This window comes from Microcystis sp. M109S1 (assembly GCF_020247025.1).
Classification (GTDB): domain Bacteria; phylum Cyanobacteriota; class Cyanobacteriia; order Cyanobacteriales; family Microcystaceae; genus Microcystis.
In genome coordinates, this window is record NZ_JADBRW010000381.1 from 1 (window position 1) to 19,042 (window position 19,042).

Annotated in this window: 15 protein-coding genes and 1 tRNA gene; 12 read left to right on the plus strand and 4 right to left on the minus strand. The window is 41.3% G+C overall.

Features of this window, described 5'->3' with window-relative positions; genetic code table 11:
• Window positions 1–262 precede the first annotated feature (262 nt).
• Complete coding sequence (locus tag IM322_RS18710) at window positions 263–1,357, minus strand: fatty acid desaturase family protein (RefSeq protein WP_287672267.1); 1,095 nt, start codon at window positions 1,355–1,357, stop codon at window positions 263–265.
• Window positions 1,358–1,601: 244 nt separating this feature from the next.
• On the opposite strand from IM322_RS18710, the gene IM322_RS18715 reads away from it, so the two are divergent.
• The 7 genes from IM322_RS18715 to gyrB all read left to right on the plus strand — a co-directional run bounded on the left by IM322_RS18715 (window position 1,602) and on the right by gyrB (window position 12,474).
• Window positions 1,602–2,750, plus strand: a complete 1,149-nt coding sequence (locus tag IM322_RS18715) for a sigma-70 family RNA polymerase sigma factor (RefSeq protein WP_287672266.1) — start codon at window positions 1,602–1,604, stop codon at window positions 2,748–2,750.
• Window positions 2,751–2,766: 16 nt separating this feature from the next.
• Window positions 2,767–4,131, plus strand: a complete 1,365-nt coding sequence (locus IM322_RS18720) for a DUF1822 family protein (RefSeq protein ID WP_287672264.1) — start codon at window positions 2,767–2,769, stop codon at window positions 4,129–4,131.
• A gap of 32 nt (window positions 4,132–4,163) precedes the next feature.
• Window positions 4,164–6,776, plus strand: coding sequence for an ABC transporter substrate-binding protein (locus IM322_RS18725; RefSeq protein ID WP_287672262.1), 2,613 nt, complete (start codon window positions 4,164–4,166; stop codon window positions 6,774–6,776).
• Between the two features lie 107 nt (window positions 6,777–6,883).
• Complete coding sequence (locus IM322_RS18730) at window positions 6,884–7,603, plus strand: PspA/IM30 family protein (RefSeq protein ID WP_287672260.1); 720 nt, start codon at window positions 6,884–6,886, stop codon at window positions 7,601–7,603.
• An 11-nt stretch (window positions 7,604–7,614) separates the two neighbouring features.
• Window positions 7,615–8,964, plus strand: a complete 1,350-nt coding sequence (locus IM322_RS18735; protein ID WP_287672259.1) for an ABC transporter substrate-binding protein — start codon at window positions 7,615–7,617, stop codon at window positions 8,962–8,964.
• A 261-nt stretch (window positions 8,965–9,225) separates the two neighbouring features.
• Window positions 9,226–9,933 (plus strand): response regulator transcription factor, encoded by a 708-nt coding sequence (locus IM322_RS18740; RefSeq protein ID WP_287672258.1) that lies wholly within the window; start codon window positions 9,226–9,228, stop codon window positions 9,931–9,933.
• 618 nt (window positions 9,934–10,551) lie between these two features.
• Window positions 10,552–12,474 (plus strand): DNA topoisomerase (ATP-hydrolyzing) subunit B, encoded by a 1,923-nt coding sequence (gene gyrB / locus IM322_RS18745; protein ID WP_287672256.1) that lies wholly within the window; start codon window positions 10,552–10,554, stop codon window positions 12,472–12,474.
• 152 nt (window positions 12,475–12,626) lie between these two features.
• On the opposite strand, the gene IM322_RS18750 is transcribed toward gyrB, so the two are convergent.
• Window positions 12,627–13,841, minus strand: coding sequence for an aminotransferase class V-fold PLP-dependent enzyme (locus IM322_RS18750; protein ID WP_287075998.1), 1,215 nt, complete (start codon window positions 13,839–13,841; stop codon window positions 12,627–12,629).
• Between the two features lie 280 nt (window positions 13,842–14,121).
• On the opposite strand from IM322_RS18750, the gene IM322_RS18755 reads away from it, so the two are divergent.
• The gene (locus IM322_RS18755; protein ID WP_287672255.1) at window positions 14,122–15,555 is read left to right on the plus strand and encodes a TM0106 family RecB-like putative nuclease; all 1,434 of its coding nucleotides are present in this window, start codon (window positions 14,122–14,124) and stop codon (window positions 15,553–15,555) included.
• Between the two features lie 103 nt (window positions 15,556–15,658).
• Window positions 15,659–15,901 (plus strand): hypothetical protein, encoded by a 243-nt coding sequence (locus IM322_RS23505; protein WP_353737531.1) that lies wholly within the window; start codon window positions 15,659–15,661, stop codon window positions 15,899–15,901.
• Window positions 15,902–15,911: 10 nt separating this feature from the next.
• On the opposite strand, the gene IM322_RS18760 is transcribed toward IM322_RS23505, so the two are convergent.
• On the minus strand, window positions 15,912–16,292 hold the full coding sequence (locus IM322_RS18760; protein WP_150976954.1) for a hypothetical protein: 381 nt from the start codon (window positions 16,290–16,292) through the stop codon (window positions 15,912–15,914).
• Window positions 16,293–16,531: 239 nt separating this feature from the next.
• Between IM322_RS18760 and mtnB the strand changes: the two genes are divergently transcribed.
• The gene (gene mtnB / locus IM322_RS18765) at window positions 16,532–17,149 is read left to right on the plus strand and encodes a methylthioribulose 1-phosphate dehydratase (RefSeq protein ID WP_287672254.1); all 618 of its coding nucleotides are present in this window, start codon (window positions 16,532–16,534) and stop codon (window positions 17,147–17,149) included.
• Window positions 17,150–17,197: 48 nt separating this feature from the next.
• Here the strand turns inward: mtnB and IM322_RS18770 are convergent.
• Window positions 17,198–17,268, minus strand: a tRNA-Cys gene (locus tag IM322_RS18770).
• Window positions 17,269–17,402: 134 nt separating this feature from the next.
• Between IM322_RS18770 and IM322_RS18775 the strand changes: the two genes are divergently transcribed.
• Entirely contained in the window at window positions 17,403–17,738 is a 336-nt protein-coding gene (locus tag IM322_RS18775) for a hypothetical protein (protein ID WP_286826066.1), read from the plus strand.
• Between the two features lie 304 nt (window positions 17,739–18,042).
• Window positions 18,043–18,966 (plus strand): restriction endonuclease, encoded by a 924-nt coding sequence (locus tag IM322_RS18780; RefSeq protein ID WP_287672253.1) that lies wholly within the window; start codon window positions 18,043–18,045, stop codon window positions 18,964–18,966.
• Window positions 18,967–19,042 lie beyond the last annotated feature (76 nt).

The following is a 19,042-nucleotide window of genomic DNA, read 5'->3' on the forward strand; positions in this document are numbered from 1 at the left end:
AGTGATCAGTAAACAGTGATCAGTAAACAGTAAACAGGTATAAAGATAAAGATAACTAACTAATTAACTTAAAACTTACATCTGATAACTTACATCTGATAACTTACATCTGATAACTGATAACTTACATCTGATAACTGATAACTTACATCTGATAACTGATAACTTACATCTGATAACTGATAACTTACATCTGATAACTGATAACTTACATCTGATAACTTACATCTGATAACTGATAACTTACATCTGATAACTGATTTTAGCTGGCTAATTTGAGATCAAAATTACTTTGTTTATTGCCTAATTGTCTGAGCCAACGATAATTATAAGCTAAAGCACCCCAGAAGGTGGGATAAACGGCATAATTAACGCCAAATTCTTGGCAAACTTCCGCTAAAATTGGGGCAATTTTAGGGTAGTGAATATGGCAAATTTGCGGGAAAAGATGATGGACTACTTGATAATTTAATCCCCCCAAATACCAATTTAAAAAGACATTTTTAGGGGCAAAATCTACGGTAGTTCGCACTTGAAAGATTGCCCATTCGTCTTCGATTTGGTTAGCCGCCGAGGGTTGAATAAATTCGGCGGGTTCCAAAACATGAGCTAACATAAATACATGACAGGCAAGCACTCCATAGGTCATAAAAACAATGAGAAAACCGATCGCTATTTCTAGGGGACTATAACCAACTAAGAGAGGAATGCCAATAAACCAGAAGAGATAAACAAATTTTCCGCTCAATAAAACGAATAGATCGATCGGTTTAGGATTGGGAATTTTAATCTCGCCAAAACGATTACAAAAGAGGATAGATCGCACATCGGAGAATGACCAATAGATAGGAATTATAGCGTAGAGAATCGGGATAAATAAATGTTGATAACGATGATACCATTTATGCTCGGCATGGGGAGTCATTCGCACGATACCATCGCCGTGAATTTCCACATCGTACCCTAAAACATTGGTGTAGGTATGATGGAGATAATTATGACGAAAACGCCAGAGATAACTGGAAGTACCGATGATATAATCGTAGCTCATGCCAAGGAGAGAATTAACCCATTTTTTACTAGAATAGCCGCCATGGTTAGCATCATGACCAATGCTAAAACCAATCCCTGCTAATCCTCCTCCTAAAACCATGCAACCAATAATTTTTAGCCACCAGATATCCGGACCAAAAAGCACAAATAGCCAAGCGGCAATTACCCAGGTTAAAATCGTGATCGTCTTCAGGTACATGGCAAAATTATCTCTGGTGGGGATGCCGTTTTCGGTAAAATAAGCATCAACCCGTTTATTCAATTCCTTTCTAAAACCCTGATTTTCGGTAAAAGTTACTCGCATTCCTATTTTTGTCCTAGAAGTTGATATGACAGCAATTTGTGGCAGCTCAGAGTTAATTTATGAGTCTTTTACTCGTTTGCTAAGGCTGTCTCAGCATAACTGATAATTTCTCATCAGTCCCTCATCTATTGTCAGAGAAAGAGGTGCGCTTGGCAAGGCAATCGCTCAATTTGTTTGCTACTCTTGCAGAAAATCCTCGGTTTTTACCTAATCAGATATCAGATACCTGTAGCCGGTGATAGAAATGAGCGTTAGGTACTTTTATACTACTATTAAAGCCATTGAAGGCGATCGAGTTTTCTGGTGCGAAGTGCCACAATTAAGAAAATTGATCGATGCGATCGCTGGAAGCGTGGCCGATGATGAAGCGGTGTATTTTTATCTGTGGCAATGCTTACAGAATGATCCTAATAACCAATTAGTCAAGTCCCATTGGATGGTTTTTTTACAATATCGCTCCTCTATGGTAACTCAAAGGGTCTATCAAAATGTTGGCCATCGGATCGATGCTGATTATGAAACCCTATTCTACTATTTGCTGAATTTGCTTGCCACGGCAATTATCAATAATCCTAGCAATTTTTACGGTAATTTTCAGGATAACAAGACCAAACCGGGATTTTTTCGCTTAATCTTAGAAAAATGGACAGATAAAAAATTAAGAAATACTCTCTATAATTTCCTGCGAGGAGAGTATAAAACGATTGGTAGGACTAATCTCGGTATCGTCAGTCTTTTTAGTGCGAATAAAATTCAAAAAATTTTACGAACATCGGGTATCTTTACCGAGAATTACCTGCTAATATTTAACTGTTTTCGAGAGGTTAAAAAAGCTTCTCTTAGATCATTGGATAAGTGGCAAGAGGAGGATTGGCAACAAGTAATCGATCGCCTACAGCAGTTACAACCGCAAGTTATTCTCACCGTGGAGGAAGTGCAAGCAAAACTCAATCAAATAGGAGAGATAATGCGTAATCATATCGATCCTCCTTACTCTAAATTTGAGCCTAATAATTATGACGATAATAGCAATTACTTTTGGGACAATCTCCCCAGCAAGAAGCAAAGTCAAGACTTACTACAACAGCAAGAAATCCAGGAAGATATTAAGAAGTTACTGATCACTCAAGAGGAGGAAGTTAAACAGATTGTCTATTGTTACTATCATCAAAAGATGACGCAAGCACAGATCGCTAATCGATTGGGAGTTCACTCATCTACTATTAGTCGAGAAATAACCCAATTATGTAAAAAATTTTATCAGCTACTCTGTGCAAGGGAAGGCAAAGATTGTCCTAGTTTGTTAAATGAGATTAAATTACAATCTCGGCAAAAACAAGAGATCGATGCTTATCTGGAATATTTTTGTCAGTCCTACTTAACTCAAATCTAATCTGTTAGGAGATACCATGAAAGTCAACCTCGATATTTTGCAACAAATTAACCCGAAATCCCTTTGGCTAACTTTTTCGGAAACAGAGATTAAACAAGCTCGATCGATTCTCGGTCAATACTCGAATCAAACCGCCAAAAATCAGGCTTTGATTAATTACTTAGTCCAAATATGCTTAAGCAATTGGCTAAAAGATAATCTTGATTGTTCCCTTCAACTAATACCTAAAAACCATCAGTATCTTTGGGAGTTTATTAACGGGTTTACTTGGCAAATTCAAGATAAAAAAGTGACTACTATTCCCAGTCAAACTATTGACATTGAGGGATTGACAATAGAGCAAGAATGGGTTGATATTCCCGATTTAGCGGCCGATTTTTATCTAGGGGTGCAGGTAGATTTAGCAGAAAAATTCCTCAATATCTGGGGTTTTATATCCAGAAAAGATGTTAAAAATCTCGCAGAATACGATCCAATTTACCATCAATATTATTTGGACAGTGAGCAAATTATTGATGATTTAGATATTCTTTGGCAGAGTTGTTTAGAGGGAGAGAGTGAACAAGGAAAACTGGAATCTCTAGCAAAGTTATCGCCAGCAACAGCAGAAAATTTAATTAAAAAGTTAGGTCAAGTTTCACCCTATTCTCCGAGATTAGATATTAGTTGTCAGCAGTGGTTAGCTTTGTTGAATAATCAACAATGGCGAGAAAAACTTTATCAGCAGCGTTTAGAGGTAATCCCCACCAAACTTAGTCAATGGTTGCAGGGAATTATTACAGAGAAATGGCAGGAAATCCTCAGCACTATCGACAATTATCGTCCAATTAATCCGGGTTTTTTGTTGGCTGCTGAAAAAATCAGCAGCCGAGAATCTCTGGCAGATATTCAGCGAGAAATTAGACAACTGTATGCTAGTCAAAAAGAGGTGGAATTTTCGGAACATTTAACCCCAGAGGAAGCTTTAGCAAAACTACAACATCAAACCCAAGATGAAACTATTCGCTGGCAAGCGGCCGAATATCTCTGGAATATCGATCCTCATTATCCCAATGCTGCTATCCGTAAAATGCTCGATGTGGGTAGTCAATTAATGGGACATAAAATCGCTTTAATGGTAGGAGTTTTATCAACCAGTAACCAGAGAATTGCTGTCTTAATTCGTGCCTATGCCATGGACAATTTTGCCAAGCTACCCCCCGGTTTATCTTTGCAAATTAGCGATGAAATAGGCCAATTAATCCCCAGTTTAGAGGCAATAGCAAGGGAGAAACCCTTAGATAGCTATCTGCAACTTTATTTTCTAGCTGATGCCGACGATCGCTTTAATGTTAACCTAAGTTTAGGGGATAGTAGCATTATCGAACAGTTTAGGATTTAATAGAGATAGCAGAAAATGTCAAGGGTAGAGACATGAGCAGAGTTGTGATTCTGAAAATTGGTGATGGCAGTTTTGAAACGGGATTTTCCGTCACTCTAGAAATTCGTGACAATCATCTCTTGATAGCACCTTTTACCGATGGTAAATTAGTCCCTAACCTTGACATTGCTGACGCTTTGCAAAATTATCGTCGAGCTTATTATCATTGGGTAAAAAGTCAACCCAGTTTAGGAATTACCGTTCCTCATAGCATGATCACCCATGCAGCGGTAGGTGATCCTAGAGACAACCTCAAAAAAGCCACTAAAACTTTAAAAGATAGCTTAAATGAATGGCTAAATTCCAGTTCTCTGAGTTCGATACAAAATCTTATCTTGTTCCATATAGGTACTGAGTCAGAAGTAAGATTTTTTATCCATACTACCCACTTTGATTTACAACAAATTCCCTGGGAGTGTTGGAATTTTTTACACAAATGGTTTCCCGATGTGGAAATTGCTCTTACTATCCAGATAGATCCCCCGAGAGAACGTACTTTTACTTCCGCAATTAATGTTTTAGTAATTTTGGGCAATATTGACATCGAAAACAAGCATACTTCCCTGTGTTTATCCAGTTTGCAAACGGTACTAGGAAACCAAGATAAGGTTTCTATGCAAATATTAAGTCCTGGTTCAGACCCTCCTCTTTCAACGATAAATATTCACAATGAGTTGATCAAAAATCCATGGGATATTGTAGTTTATTTAGGTCATAGTCAAACCAGTAGTGACGGTCACGATGGAGTTTTTATCATTGATAATGATACGGCTTTATCTCCCGAACATAACTTAAGAAATTCCCTAGAAATAGCTGTTAAAAAAGGCTTAAAACTTGTTATCTGTAATTCCTGCGATGGGTTAGGTATTGGTCGTCAGTTGGCTAATATCGGAGTACCCCATATTATTGTTATGAAAGAACCGATCGCCGTGCGGGTTGCTTTGAGATTTCTAGAAGTTTTTCTTCCCAATTTTCTTGGACATAAATCCCTACAAGAATCCTTAACAATCGCTCGACAAGACTTAAAATTACACGCATTTGCGGTGGATGCTGCTAGTTCTTCTTTGCTGCCTCGTTTGATAGAAAATCCTGAAGAACCACCGTTAATTTTACCTTTACCCCCTGAAAATACGGAGGAAAATCACCAAAATAATCATGAGCAAAGTTGGCCTTTACGTCTATCTAGTCGCTGGAAACAAGCTCTGTTATTTATTTTAAGTCTTCTGGTAACTCTATCAGTTTTATATTGGGGAGGAGTATTTTCCGATGATGCTAGTAAATACCCAGAAATTAGCTTAGGTGAAGAAATATTATTAAAGACAAATCGACAAGATAACAGTCTTGAACGGGGAAGACAAGCTTTTAAAAACAAAGAATATAAACAAGCAATTCAGCTTTTTAAACAATCCCTCGATCGCTTGCCCAATAATCCAGAGATTCGCATCTATTATAATAACGCTCGTGCGGCCTATCAAGACAGAAATCCCTTAAAAATTGCCACCAGTGTTCCTCTTGGTAATAATCCAGAAATTGCTCAGGAAATTTTACGAGGTATTGCTTTATTCCAACAGGAGTTAAACGATGAACAGGCCAAAAACCACGATTTTCACTTTCTACAGGTAGTGGTCGCTAATGATAATAATAGCGCCGCAGATGCCAAAGATCGAGCCGAAAAATTTGTTAAAGATCCGTCAATTATAGCAGTGGTTGGTCATAATGCTTCTGCTGCTAGTGAAGCGGCCAAAGAGAGGTATGTACAAGGGAAAATTGTTGCCCTATCTCCCACCAGCTTTTCCTCGAAAATCTCCGGTAATGGCTATATATATAAAATGGTTCCCGATCTGGAAACTTTTGCCACAACCTTAAGTGAATATATCCGTCAACAAACTGACAAGCTAATTATCCAAAACCCCACTAATTTAATTTGTTACGACAATCGCTCTGGAGATAATTTTAACTTCGCTAAAAAATATAGAAACATTCTCCTCGGTCAGCAGTTTCAAAAAATTGTTAAAGATGAAGATTTTGACTGCAATATCGAACCAAAAATTAATTTAGGTGAACAAGAAATTTATCAAAAAATTGCTCAATATCAAGTAAATATTCTCATGGTTGCTCCCTATGTTAATGATCTGAAAAGAGCCGTCAGTATCTTTAAGCAACGTCCCGCAGAAAAGTTAAACTTAGTGATTTTAGGTTCCCCCACTTTTCAAAGTTATCTCACCCTTGCAGAAGGTAAACAAGGAGTAGAAAATTTAGTTATCACCGTGCCTTGGTATGATCTCAAACAAGATAATTATATCCAGAGTTTTTGGCAAAATAAGATCAATGTTTGGCGCACTCCCATGTCCTACGATGCGACCAAAGTTATCCTCACCGCTTTGCGAAAGTTATACCAACAAGGACAAAAATTCGATCGAGAATTATTAAATCAAGTTTTAAGAAACGATTTTTCTATCGAAGGAATGACTGGCACTGTTAGATTCGATGAGAATGGTGTCCGCAACATGAATAATAATCCTGATGATCGCCGCTACTTGATTCTACAGGTCAAAAAGGGTCAATTTGTCCCCCTCGCTCCCATTAAATCTGCCGGTCCAGTCTAAACCTCCCTATCCTTGTCAAGACTTTTTACAAAAATTAACCTTACCCACTGCATCAAAGTTAGCCATCACTCCTAATTAACAGGTAACACCTCTAGGAGACAAACGGCATGAAATTGTTCAAAAAATTAAACCCAAGAGCCTTGATTTTTTGGCTGATCGGTGATAAGGCCGGAAATTCTCTCGTTGCGATCTGGAATTGGTTGTGGGGTATTCCCATCGAATCCGGCGGCAAAATTGCCGTAGAATCGGCCAAAGAATCCCTAGAATCGATGCAAAAATCCCTAGCGGAATTAACAGAATCGGTGGCGAAAGTAGTAGCAGCCCAGCAGTCGGCTCAAGCACAATACGAGGCAAAAAAACAGGAACACACAAACTACTTGCAGCAGGCTGTCACCGCTCAAAAAAAAGGTCTTCAAGAAGCGGCAAGACTGGCCATGGTTAAGGTTCTCTCCCTAGAAAAAATTCTACCCGCCATGAAAGATCGGGTTGATAATGCCGAAAAAGTGGTCATTGCTGCTAAGGAAAAACTTCGCAAAGAGCAGGAAAAAATCGAGCATTATAAGTTAGAAATGAGCAACTTAAAAGCGATTAGTTCCATGAATGAGGCTTTAGGTAAAATAAACGAATTTGATAGTAGTCTCAACCTCAATACCTCCCGCGATCGCTTTGAGGATGCCAATGAAGCGATTAACGACCGTTATCGGAAAGAAAACGTCTATAGTGAATTAAGCGAGAACTATAGCGAGAAATTAGCTCAAGAAATCGATTTCTTAAGCCTTGATGACGAAATTAACCGCCGTTTAGCTGAATTCAATCAGCAAAGTTAAGGAGTAAAGCGATGACAAAGACTGGCAAAAAAGCGAGCTTACCGCCAATTTTCTATGTTTTACTGGGGTTGATCGGCTGGTTTCTTTTTCCCCAAATCTCGGCAATATTTGCCCCAAAAGCCGATAATAATCCCCGCATGAGTTATGGCAATCATCTCCTAATCAAAACTAATTCTAACACCGCCAAAGAATCAGCGATCGCTGCCATTGCTCAAGGTGATCACCAAGAAGCAGAGCAACTCCTGCAAAAATCCCTCGCTCAACGTCCCAACGATCCCGAAAGCGTAATTTATCTCAGCAACCTGCAAACTGGCTCAAATCCCTTCAAAATCGCCGTTGTTGTGCCAGCGACAACTAATCCCAACGTCGCTCAGGAAATATTGCGAGGAGTCGCCAGCGCACAAACCCAGATCAATCAACAGGGAGGGATCAACGGCAGAAAACTGATGGTTATCGTGGTTAATGACGATAATCAGCCGCAGATATCGAAAGAGGTAGCCAGTGAATTAGTCAAAAATCCCGATATTATCGCTGTTATCGGTCATAATGCCTCCGATGCCAGTTTAGCCGCCGCTCCCATCTACGAAAAAGGCGGTTTGGTGATGATTTCTCCCACCTCCCTGGCTAATAATCTCTCCGGTGCGGGAAATTATATCTTTCGTCTGGTGGCTTCTAACGGCAAAATTACGGAAACCTTAGCAAATTACATAGTAAATACTGCTAAAGTCCAGAAAATTGCTTTTTGCTACGATTCTCAAGCTCCTGATAATATTTCCTTTAAAGACGAGTTGATGGCTAATGTGGCGAAAAAAGGCGGTCAAATTGTGCCGATTGTCTGTGATCTGAGTGTCCCCAATTTTAAGGCCGATCAAGCCCTTAATCAGGCGATTTCTGGGGGTGCTAACGGCCTATTTGTCGTCGCTCATGTTGATCGCCTCGATCCCGTTTTTGAGGTCATTCGCTCCAATCGTCAGCGTTTGCCTCTGTTTAGTAGTCCCACCCTCTACAATATTCGCACCCTCGAAGATGGCGGCAAAAACGCCCAAGGTTTAACCCTTGCCGCACCCTGGCACCCCTCGGTTAACCAGACTTTTGCCAATCTTATGCAGGAACAGTGGCGCGGTCCGGTTAGTTGGCGCACGGCCACCAGTTTTGACGCTACACGGGTGATTATTGCCGGTTTAAGGGAAAATCCTCAACGTCAGGGCCTACAATCCAGGCTGCGTTCCAGCAGTTTTCATCAAACAGGAGCCACCGGAAAAATTAGCTTTGATCCCAATACTGGCGATCGCATCGGTCAACCGGTGTTAATTCAAGTGCGATCGACTCCCTCCGGTGAGCAGTTTGTCGCTTTACCTTAAAAAGTCCCCAGTCCACCACAGTCGGGAGAGTTGCCAACTCTCCCCCCAAAAAGTCTCAAAAATTACGATTATTTCAATGTTCAAGCTTGAGCAAGAAATGAATGGCTAATATGTTAAAATATGCCTAAGTAGGTAGGTTTTAAAAATTGTCAGATTCCCCCTTATTAAGGAGAGCAGGGGGCATCCGCACCCCCCTTATTAAGGGGGGCCGGGGGGATCAAAGGCAAAATCTATCTTCAATTAAATTATAACTACTTACTTATGGATATCGTTATTATCGAAGATGAAATTGAAATCGCCCATTTGATTGAGCAAACTTTAGAGCGGGAGTCCTTTACTTGTCATCTGGCTTATAATGGTAGGGTAGGACTAGAACTATTTTATCAAAAGCAACCAGACTTAGTTATTTTAGATTTAATGTTACCCGAATTAGATGGACTAGAATTGTGTGCCAGAATTCGCCAAAAACCCGGGACAAAAGACCCCTATATTCTCATGTTAACCGCTAGGGGAGAAGAAATCGATCGCATTATCGGTTTATCCACAGGAGCCGATGATTACATGGTCAAACCCTTTAGTCCCCGGGAATTAACCGCTCGGGTAAGAGCCTTATTAAGACGTAGTTTAAGACACGATAGTCAACCGCAACAACTCCATCGCAGCCGTCATTTTCTGATCGACTTAGATCAACATTCTGCTCTTCGTAAATTGGAGGGAATGCCAGAGGAAACCCTCGATTTAACCACCTTAGAATTTAATTTATTAGCTACCTTTGTTAGTTATCCCAATCGCGTCTGGAGTCGTACCCAATTAATCGATAATCTCTGGGGAAATGATTTTTTTGGCGATGAAAGGGTAGTAGATACCCATATCCGACGCTTACGCAAAAAAGTAGAACCCGATCCTGCTAATCCGATCTTTATCAAAACCGTAGTCGGTGTCGGTTATAAATTTGAGGATGACATTTGATTAGTTATCAGTTATCAGTTATCAGTTATCAGGTGTGAGTTCTCAGGTGTGAGTTTTCAGTTATCAGTTATCAGATGTAAGTTTTAAGTTAATTATAGCGTTTCTCACACCTGTGTGGCACACTTAAACTTTTGCTAATTAAGCTTTTCAACATCTATAATGTACCTCTTGCGAACAGGAAACGCTATAGTTAGTTATCTTTATCTTTATACCTGTTTACTGTTTACTGCTCACTGTTTACTGCTCACTGATTACTGCTCACTGTTTACTGTTTACTGATTACTGCTCACTGTTTACTGCTCACTGATTACTGCTCACTGTTTACTGCTCACTGATTACTGCTCACTGATTACTGCTCACTGATTACTGCTCACTGATTACTGCTCACTGATTACTGCTCACTGTTTACTGCTCACTGATTACTGCTCACTGATTACTGCTCACTGATTACTGCTCACTGTTTACTGCTCACTGATTACTGACCAACACCCCAACCCCAATAAAAAATTCTCCCTAAAGGCACTTAAGCAGTCTTTAACCCTTATGTGCTAAAATTTTTGAAGATTTTGCCATTCATTTAGGTTCAATCAGGGATCACAGCCTTTTTAGGGAAATTTTATGACAAGTAACTACGGCGCGGAACAGATACAAGTTCTCGAAGGGTTAGAACCAGTCAGGAAGCGGCCGGGGATGTATATCGGTACGACTGGTCCGCGGGGACTACATCATTTAGTCTATGAAGTGGTGGACAACTCGATCGATGAGGCCTTAGCGGGTTACTGTACTCATATCGAAGTGGATATCAAGGCCGATGGTTCCGTCAGCGTCACCGACGATGGCCGGGGTATTCCCACCGATGTTCACCCGACCACGGGTAAATCTGCCCTAGAAACCGTTCTCACTATACTTCATGCCGGCGGTAAATTTGGCAGTGGTGGTTATAAAGTGTCGGGAGGGTTACACGGAGTCGGGATTTCCGTCGTTAATGCTCTTTCTGCATGGGTCGATGTGACAGTCTGGCGCGATCATAAAGTACATACCCAACGCTACGAAAGAGGTATCCCCGTCACAGAATTGGTCAGCAGTCCCGGTCAAGAGGAAAAAACGGGAACTAGGGTTAATTTCCTGCCGGACACCGAAATTTTTAGCCAAGGCATCGAATTTGATTACAGTACCCTCTCTGGACGTTTACGAGAACTAGCCTACTTAAATGCGGGTGTTAAAATCACCTTTAGCGATTACCGTCCCGAAGAACCCCACATCGAAACCTATTGTTATGAGGGGGGTATTAAAGAATACGTCGCCTATATGTGTCGGGAAAAAGAAACCCTGCACAAAGATATTATCTATGTATCGGGGGAAAAGAACGGAATTAATATCGAAGTGGCGTTTCAGTGGTGTATAGATGCCTATAGCGACAATATTCTCGGTTTTGCTAATAATATCCGCACCATTGACGGGGGAACCCATCTAGAAGGATTAAAGGCAGTTCTGACTCGTACTTTAAATAATGTCGCTCGTAAACGCAATAAAATTAAAGAAAACGAGCCTAATCTAGCGGGGGAAAACGTCCGCGAGGGTTTAACCGCCGTTATTTCCGTAAAAGTCCCCGAACCGGAATTTGAGGGACAAACCAAGACCAAATTGGGTAACACCGAAGTCCGGGGTATTGTTGATTCCCTGGTGGGGGAAACTCTCAACGAATACTTAGAACAAAATCCCCAAGTGGCCGACACGATTATCGAAAAAGCAGTACAAGCGTACAGGGCGGCGGAAGCGGCCCGACGGGCGCGGGACTTAGTACGACGGAAATCGGTCTTGGAATCCTCACCTTTACCGGGTAAATTGGCTGATTGTAGCGAAAGAGACCCAGAAAAGTCAGAAATTTACATCGTCGAAGGTGACAGCGCCGGCGGAAGTGCCAAACAGGGGCGCGATCGTCGTTTTCAAGCGATTCTACCTCTGCGGGGAAAAATCCTCAATATCGAAAAAACCGATGATGCCAAAATCTACAAAAATACGGAAATTCAATCCTTAATTACAGCCCTCGGTTTAGGAATTAAAGGAGAAGATTTCGACCCCTCACAATTGCGCTATCATCGCATTGTTTTAATGACTGATGCTGATGTGGATGGCGCACACATCCGAACTTTGTTGTTAACTTTCTTCTATCGTTATCAGAAGAATTTAATTGACCAAGGTTATGTATATATCGCCTGTCCTCCTCTCTATAAATTGGAACGCGGTAAAAATCATTCCTACTGCTATAGCGATCGAGAATTACAGCAAAAGATAGCGGAATTTCCCTCCAATGCTAACTACACAATCCAACGTTTTAAAGGGTTAGGAGAAATGATGCCCCAACAACTTTGGGATACTACCATGAATCCCGAAACTCGCACTTTAAAACGGGTGGAAATCGAAGACGCAGCCAAAGCTGAGGAATTATTTACGATTCTTATGGGCGATCGAGTTGCCCCCCGGCGAGAATTTATCGAAACCCACGGATCGCGTTTAAATCTTACGGATTTGGACATTTAAAAGGTAACTTGGGGCTGTGTTAGTCTAGGCTAATACAGCCCGATCATATCCCTAAATCCAGTTAGGGTTTGAGCAAGCGGAAAGGAGGCACTCGGCGCATCCCCAATCCGCTACGCTGGCTGAGGGTGGGGACTTCCCCTGCCACATTTTTGTTAAACTAACTTTTGGATAGCTGCTACTAACTGCTCGATTTCTGAGGGCAAAGTGAAATAATGAACACAGGCACGCACACAGAGGGGGTCGAGGAGAGTTCGCAGTAAAAACCCTTGTTTTTCTAGCTGTTGCACTAACTTTTGTGGGGTGATGGCCGAGTCAATTTGAAAGGAAACTAAACCGGATTCCGGCGGAGAATTTTTTAAACATTTCACCCCTTTAATCGTCTTTAATTCCCCCCAAAGATAAGCCGCTAATTGACAAATCTTTTCGTATCTTTGTCCCCCATCACCCCAGGCATTATGTACCGCAATAGTTGCCCTTAAACCCTCAAATTGGGGATAGGCAGAAGTGGCCACTTCAAAGCGTCTGGCATCCGGTTTCCAACCGATAGGCTGTCCTCGGCTATCTGTTTCAATGCCGCGCCAACCGATAAAAGTGGGCTGTAAACTAGGGAAAATTTCGGGACGAATATACAATCCTCCCACACCAGCCGGTCCACACCACCATTTATGACCCGTAAAAGCATAACAATCGGCGGCAGTAGCGCTTAAATCCAAGGGCAAACAACCCACGGATTGGGCAGCATCCACCACCACTAAAACGGGTTTTTCGGTGACAGAATTATCATGACAAAGTTGCGAGATTTCCTTGAGGGGTAAAACCTGTCCAGTATTCCACAAAACGTGACTAACCACCAAAACCCTAGTTTTTGGACGTAGATGGGCGGAAATCACTTCTATCGGGTTGCCGCCGTTTAAAGTTTCCCGAATAGGACAAGTGGAGATTTCCAGATGATAACGACGGGCAATTTCTTGAACCGTGGCGATAATTCCGGGGTGTTCACAATCGGTTAGTAAAATATGTTCCCCCGCTTGCCAATCAACTCCCCAGAGGGCGATATTACAGCCTACAGTGACATCCTCGGTGATAGAGAGATTCTTAGGGCTAATTCCCAATTCCTGAGCCATTTCTTGCCTGAGAAGTTCCGTTTTTCCGGTAATCCAATCGTTTACCCGTCCTGAAAAAGGCCCCTGTTGTTGGAGAAAATTATGGGCATCGATAATCGCCTCTAATCCCGCCTTGGGCAAGGTTCCCTGACCACCGAAATTAAAATAAACTTTATTGCTAAGTCCCCGAAATTCCTGTCTTTGTTCGGCTAAATCCGGTTTACTAACGGCGCAATCGAGGGTATTTTCGTCTAAATTCTGCATAAGCGGCAAGATGGGGGGTCAGTTATCAGTTATCAATTATCAATTATCAGTTAGAAGGTGTTGGGTTTTGGGGTTTTAGGGTTTTAGTTGAATTCCCCATTTCCCCATTTCCCCACTTCCTGACGACCGACGGCTGAATTCTATCGACGGATTAAGTCGCAATTGTCACAATAGTATTAAAGTAGAGGAAACATACTTGGGAATATTTTCTTTTTTTAGTTTATTATTTTTTACTTTACTTCACTGGTCCAGGAAAGCTTAACTTTTCTCCTTGTATAGAATGCTACTGACCGATGATCTACTTCTAGACTACCAACGTTGTCAACGCCGTGCATTTTTAAATCTCTACGGCAATAGCCAAGAAAAAGACCCTGAGCGCGATTTTTTGCTTAAATTGCGCCGAGAGAGTCAAAGTCACGTTAAAAAAGTCCTGCAAGACTCCTATCCCGATTATTGTTCCCTGACTACCCCCAGCACTGATATTTTGACCGCCGCTAGGGAAACGGAAGCTTTGATGGGTCGGGGTGTACCCTGTATTTATCACGGAGTCCTTTTACAATCTGCCTATCCCGTCTCTTTAACCGGTTCCCCGCATTTATTAATTAAACAGGCAGGAGAGTCGAAATTTGGCGATTGGGTTTATTATCCCCTCAATATTCAACTCGGTCGCCGTCCTAAGCCTGAATATAAAATGCTGGCTACTTTTTACGCCTATTTATTAGCCAGTATGCAGGGAGTTTTTCCCAGTTATGGGGAAATTGTCCTACGTCGTCATAATCGCTATCGGGTGGAATTGAATCTCTGGTTAACTAAACTAGAGGAAATAATCAAAAAGTTCGGCGAAATGGTGATTAATCGCCAAGAACCAGAAGTTTTTATCTCGCGTCAGCGTTGCAGTTTATGTCATTGGTATAGTCACTGTTATGGTATTGCTCAAGCGAGTCAACATCTTTCTTTAGTCCCGGGGGTGACTCCTAGTCGTTACCAATTTTTACAGTCTTTGGGGGTTTCCACCATGGCATCCCTTGCGCTTACCTGTCCTACCCGTATGGGGGAGGGGATGGGGGTAGAGGTGGCTAATCAGTTACAATTACAGGCCCAAGCAATTATTGAAAATCGGGCCTTTCGCAAAAGCAACGGGAAAACTGCTTATTTGTCCCCCCTACCGAAGGCCGAGATTGAATTTTATTTTGACATCGAAGCGGAACCAGAACAGAATTTAGATTATCTTTTGGGGATTTTACGGGTTGATTATCGAGTTAATACCCAGCAATTTTATCCCTTTTTGGCAGAAAAGCCGGAAGATGAAGGCAGGATTTGGCAGGAATTTTTAACCTTAGTCATGCAGGATTATCAAGCACCAATTTTTCACTTTTCTGAGTACGAAGTAGAAACAATTAAGCGATTAGGTTATCTTTATAAAACTCCTTCTTCTTTGATTAATCAGTTAGTTTCTCGCTGTTTTGATCTGCATTATCATGTAGTTAATTCGGTAACTTTTCCCGTGGAAAGTTATTCTTTAAAATCCCTCGCTAACTGGATTGGCTTTCAATGGCGCGATCGAGGAGTAAGCGGGGATCAATGCGTTTGGTGGTATGACCAGTGGTTAAAAACAGGAGATCGGACTTTATTGGCGGCTATTTTGCGTTACAATGAGGATGATTGTCGCGCCACCTTTATACTAAAAGATTGGCTTGTAAACTTTTTAATTTGATTCTAAAGATTTATGACAAATAGGGGGGGAATGTAGCCGCTGCTACCCGTAGCCGTAAAGGGAAAATGATAGGCTATGGATGTGAAGACAGTCCCCTCACCCAATGGTGATCCCCATGTTCTCCCCACTTTTTCCGCTTCTACTCCTACTGCTTTCCTTCCTTAGTCTTCTCTGGTATCAAAAGACCGATAATGATATTTTTAAAGCTCTTGCCGTTAGTAGTTTAATTTTCGCAATTATTTGGGGCTTAATTCTCGCTCATTGGTCAATTCACCTGTTGGGACTGCTGTTATTGTTAAAATTCAGATCCCCCGCTTTCAGTTTGGTGCGCGTGCCTAGATGGTAATGGTTTGACCTTAATCTTCCAACTGTCCGGTAGGTACTTCGATCGCTTGTACATCGATCGTCCCGGGAGGGGTGAGAATAATAAACTTACCCCCTTCCACTTTCAACGGTTCACCACAGTTAGGACATTGACATTCCGTGCGATTAAAACCCGTAAATTCGTAGCTACAGACGGGACAGCTATCTTCAACTAAATTGCGTCGCAACCACCAGCGAAAAATCCCCCAAGCAATCACAGGAGAAATTATTAGGAATGCCACGAGAATTAAAAAACTATTGACTAACCAACCCAGTCCGATCGAGCCTAACAACAATCCGACTAAAATCAAAGATAAGAAACAACCCAAACCAGAATCATTGACAGAATAGCTGCGGAAAAAGTTGTTATTCACGGCTCAAACCTCGATTCATCAAAGCTGCAATTATCTTTAACCTAACACATTCCTAACACATTGCCACGGTTAAATCTTCTTTTTGACTCACCGGTTCCTCGCTCTATTCTGCCTTGGGTTTAGTTTTGATCGAGATTATCCAGATTGAGAGCCTCACCAAATCTGCTGGGGAGTGGGTCGTCTGCTGGCTTCAACTTGTTATAATAGGTCGATACCTATCCACCATATTTCTAAAAACCATGAGCGATCATCGTCTGTCTCTAGTGGCAGCTGCCCGAAGATTTTATCAACTGGGTTGGATGCTTGGCACGGCGGGTAATTTATCCGCTAAAGTTGATGATCATAGTTTTTGGATTACTGCCAGTGGCAAAAGTAAAGGTAAACTAACAGAAGAGGATTTTGTGCGCGTGGATCTGACGGGAAAAGTCAGAGAATTAGCTCATCGAGATAATCGTCCTTCGGCCGAAACTAGCATTCATCAGGTGATTTATTGCCTCTTTCCCCAAGCACAAGCTTGTTATCATGTCCACTCGGTGGAAGCGAATTTAGTTTCCCGTTTTGCTCGCGAGGACAAGTTATCGTTACCTCCCTTAGAAATGTTGAAAGGTTTAGGTATTTGGGTAGAAAATCCTCAAGTATTTATGCCGGTTTTTGCTAACTATTTCGATGTGCCGAAAATTGCCGCAGAAATAGAAAGTAGATTCTCAACTTTCCCCCCAGAAATTCCCGCTTTACTGATTTCTTACCATGGCGTGACGGTGTGGGGTGAGTCTCTAGAAACTACCGAGAATTATTTAGAGATAGTTGAGTATATTTTTCGTTATCTAGTGGCAGCCTATCAAGTAAAACCTTGGTAAACCTTCAATTAGACAAGGCAATCAGGAAAAGATTGCCGACATTTTCCAAGGCGCCACCCAGATTCGAACTGGGGGTAAAGGTTTTGCAGACCTCTGCCTTACCACTTGGCGATGGCGCCGATCAATAAATATCCATCATAGCATAACAGTTGGCAGTTTGCCAAGAGTGGAACCCAAGAGTTGAGCGATCGATCTATAATTTATGCAGCCGTTCTCTAATCTAGTGGGGTATTTCAGGCTTAAAAAAGCTATTATGATGAGAAATAAAAGATATTTACTAAATTTTATCGGTTTATTGGCTTTATACTTTCCATTACAGGCTAATAATGCCGTTTACCTTAGCCAAAGTTCTAATACTGCCACGACTTTCGACAGTTATCGTCAAGAATGTTTACAAAGAGCGCGCGCGGAGGGATTAGCTGCTGATGTGGCAAAAGACCTATGCGACTGCACGATTAAAAAATTCCAAGCTCGTTACAATCTACAGCAATTCCGCACCCTCGTGCAGAAGTCGAAAACCGATAAAGCTGCCGCTAGGACTTTATCGAGTGTGGGAGAAGCTTGTTTTGATGAGATTTTGTATGAATAGCAGGGATAGGGGGTTTTTTAGCGATCACAAAAAAAGCTCTCCCTGCTCCGCAGATCTGGCGCTCATAGACAGTCTTAACAAGTAATTTAGATAGTCAACAGCTTATTTATGTCAACGCTCCCAATGGCAGAAAAATCGAATTATTGGAGTATCAAGACGATTATCAATGGCGATAATTTCTCTCTCAAATTCCTTAGGAATGCCTCTTGATTATTAATAACTTTAGGTGTATTATTATCTATCTAAATTCTTGGAGCTTGTTGCTGTATAATTGTAATGACTGACCCCGCTTTTCATCTGAACTATGCCTATTCCCGATTTTCAATCGATTATGTTGCCGCTATTAAAAATACTTGCAGATGGCAAAGTTTATAAATATCGAGAAATTCTTGAAGCCTTGGCCAGAGAGTTTCAAGTCACGGAAGCAGAAAGAAAAGAGATGGTTCCCAGTGGTCAACAAGAAATTTTTGATAATCGAGTCGGTTGGGCAAAAACCTATTTAAAGAAAGCGGGATTAATTGACTCACCCCAAAGGGCAACTTTTGTAATTTCTGAGAAAGGAAAAGAAATCTTATCTCAAAATCCTGCTCGAATTGATACAAAATTTCTGAGACAGTTTCCCGAATTTCAAAAATTCAATCGAGTCAATAAGCAAAATGAAACTATTACTCTTGACAGCAATTTATCAGCTTCTGAGCAAGAACAAACACCAGAAGAATTACTAGGAAACTCCTATAAAGAAATTCGTCAAGCATTAGCGACAGACTTACTTTCTATTTTGCGAAAATTATCCCCAGATAATTTTGAAAAATTAGTAGTAGAATTACTGGTAAAGATGGGTTATGGTGGCTCGATTAGAGATGCTGGTAAAGCGGTGGGTAAGAGCGGTGATCAAGGGATTGATGGGATCATAAAAGAAGATAGACTCGGTTTAGATATAATCTATATTCAAGCCAAAAGATGGGCTGATAATAATGCCGTTGGTCGTCCAGAAATCCAGAAATTTGTCGGGGCATTAGCGGGACAAGGAGCCAAAAAAGGTATTTTCATCACCACTTCCTATTTTACCAAAGAGGCTTTAGAATATGCCCCCAGAAATGAGATAAAAATAGTGCTGATTGATGGGGAAGAATTAGGTCAATTGATGATTGATTATAACTTAGGTGTATCGACCAAAGAAATCTATGAAATCAAGAGAATTGATCATGATTATTTTGGGGATGAATGAGACACAGAGGGGGACAAGGGTTACAGAATAACGACGATGGCGTTAAAATAGATGGAAAAAATAGAGGGTAAAAACT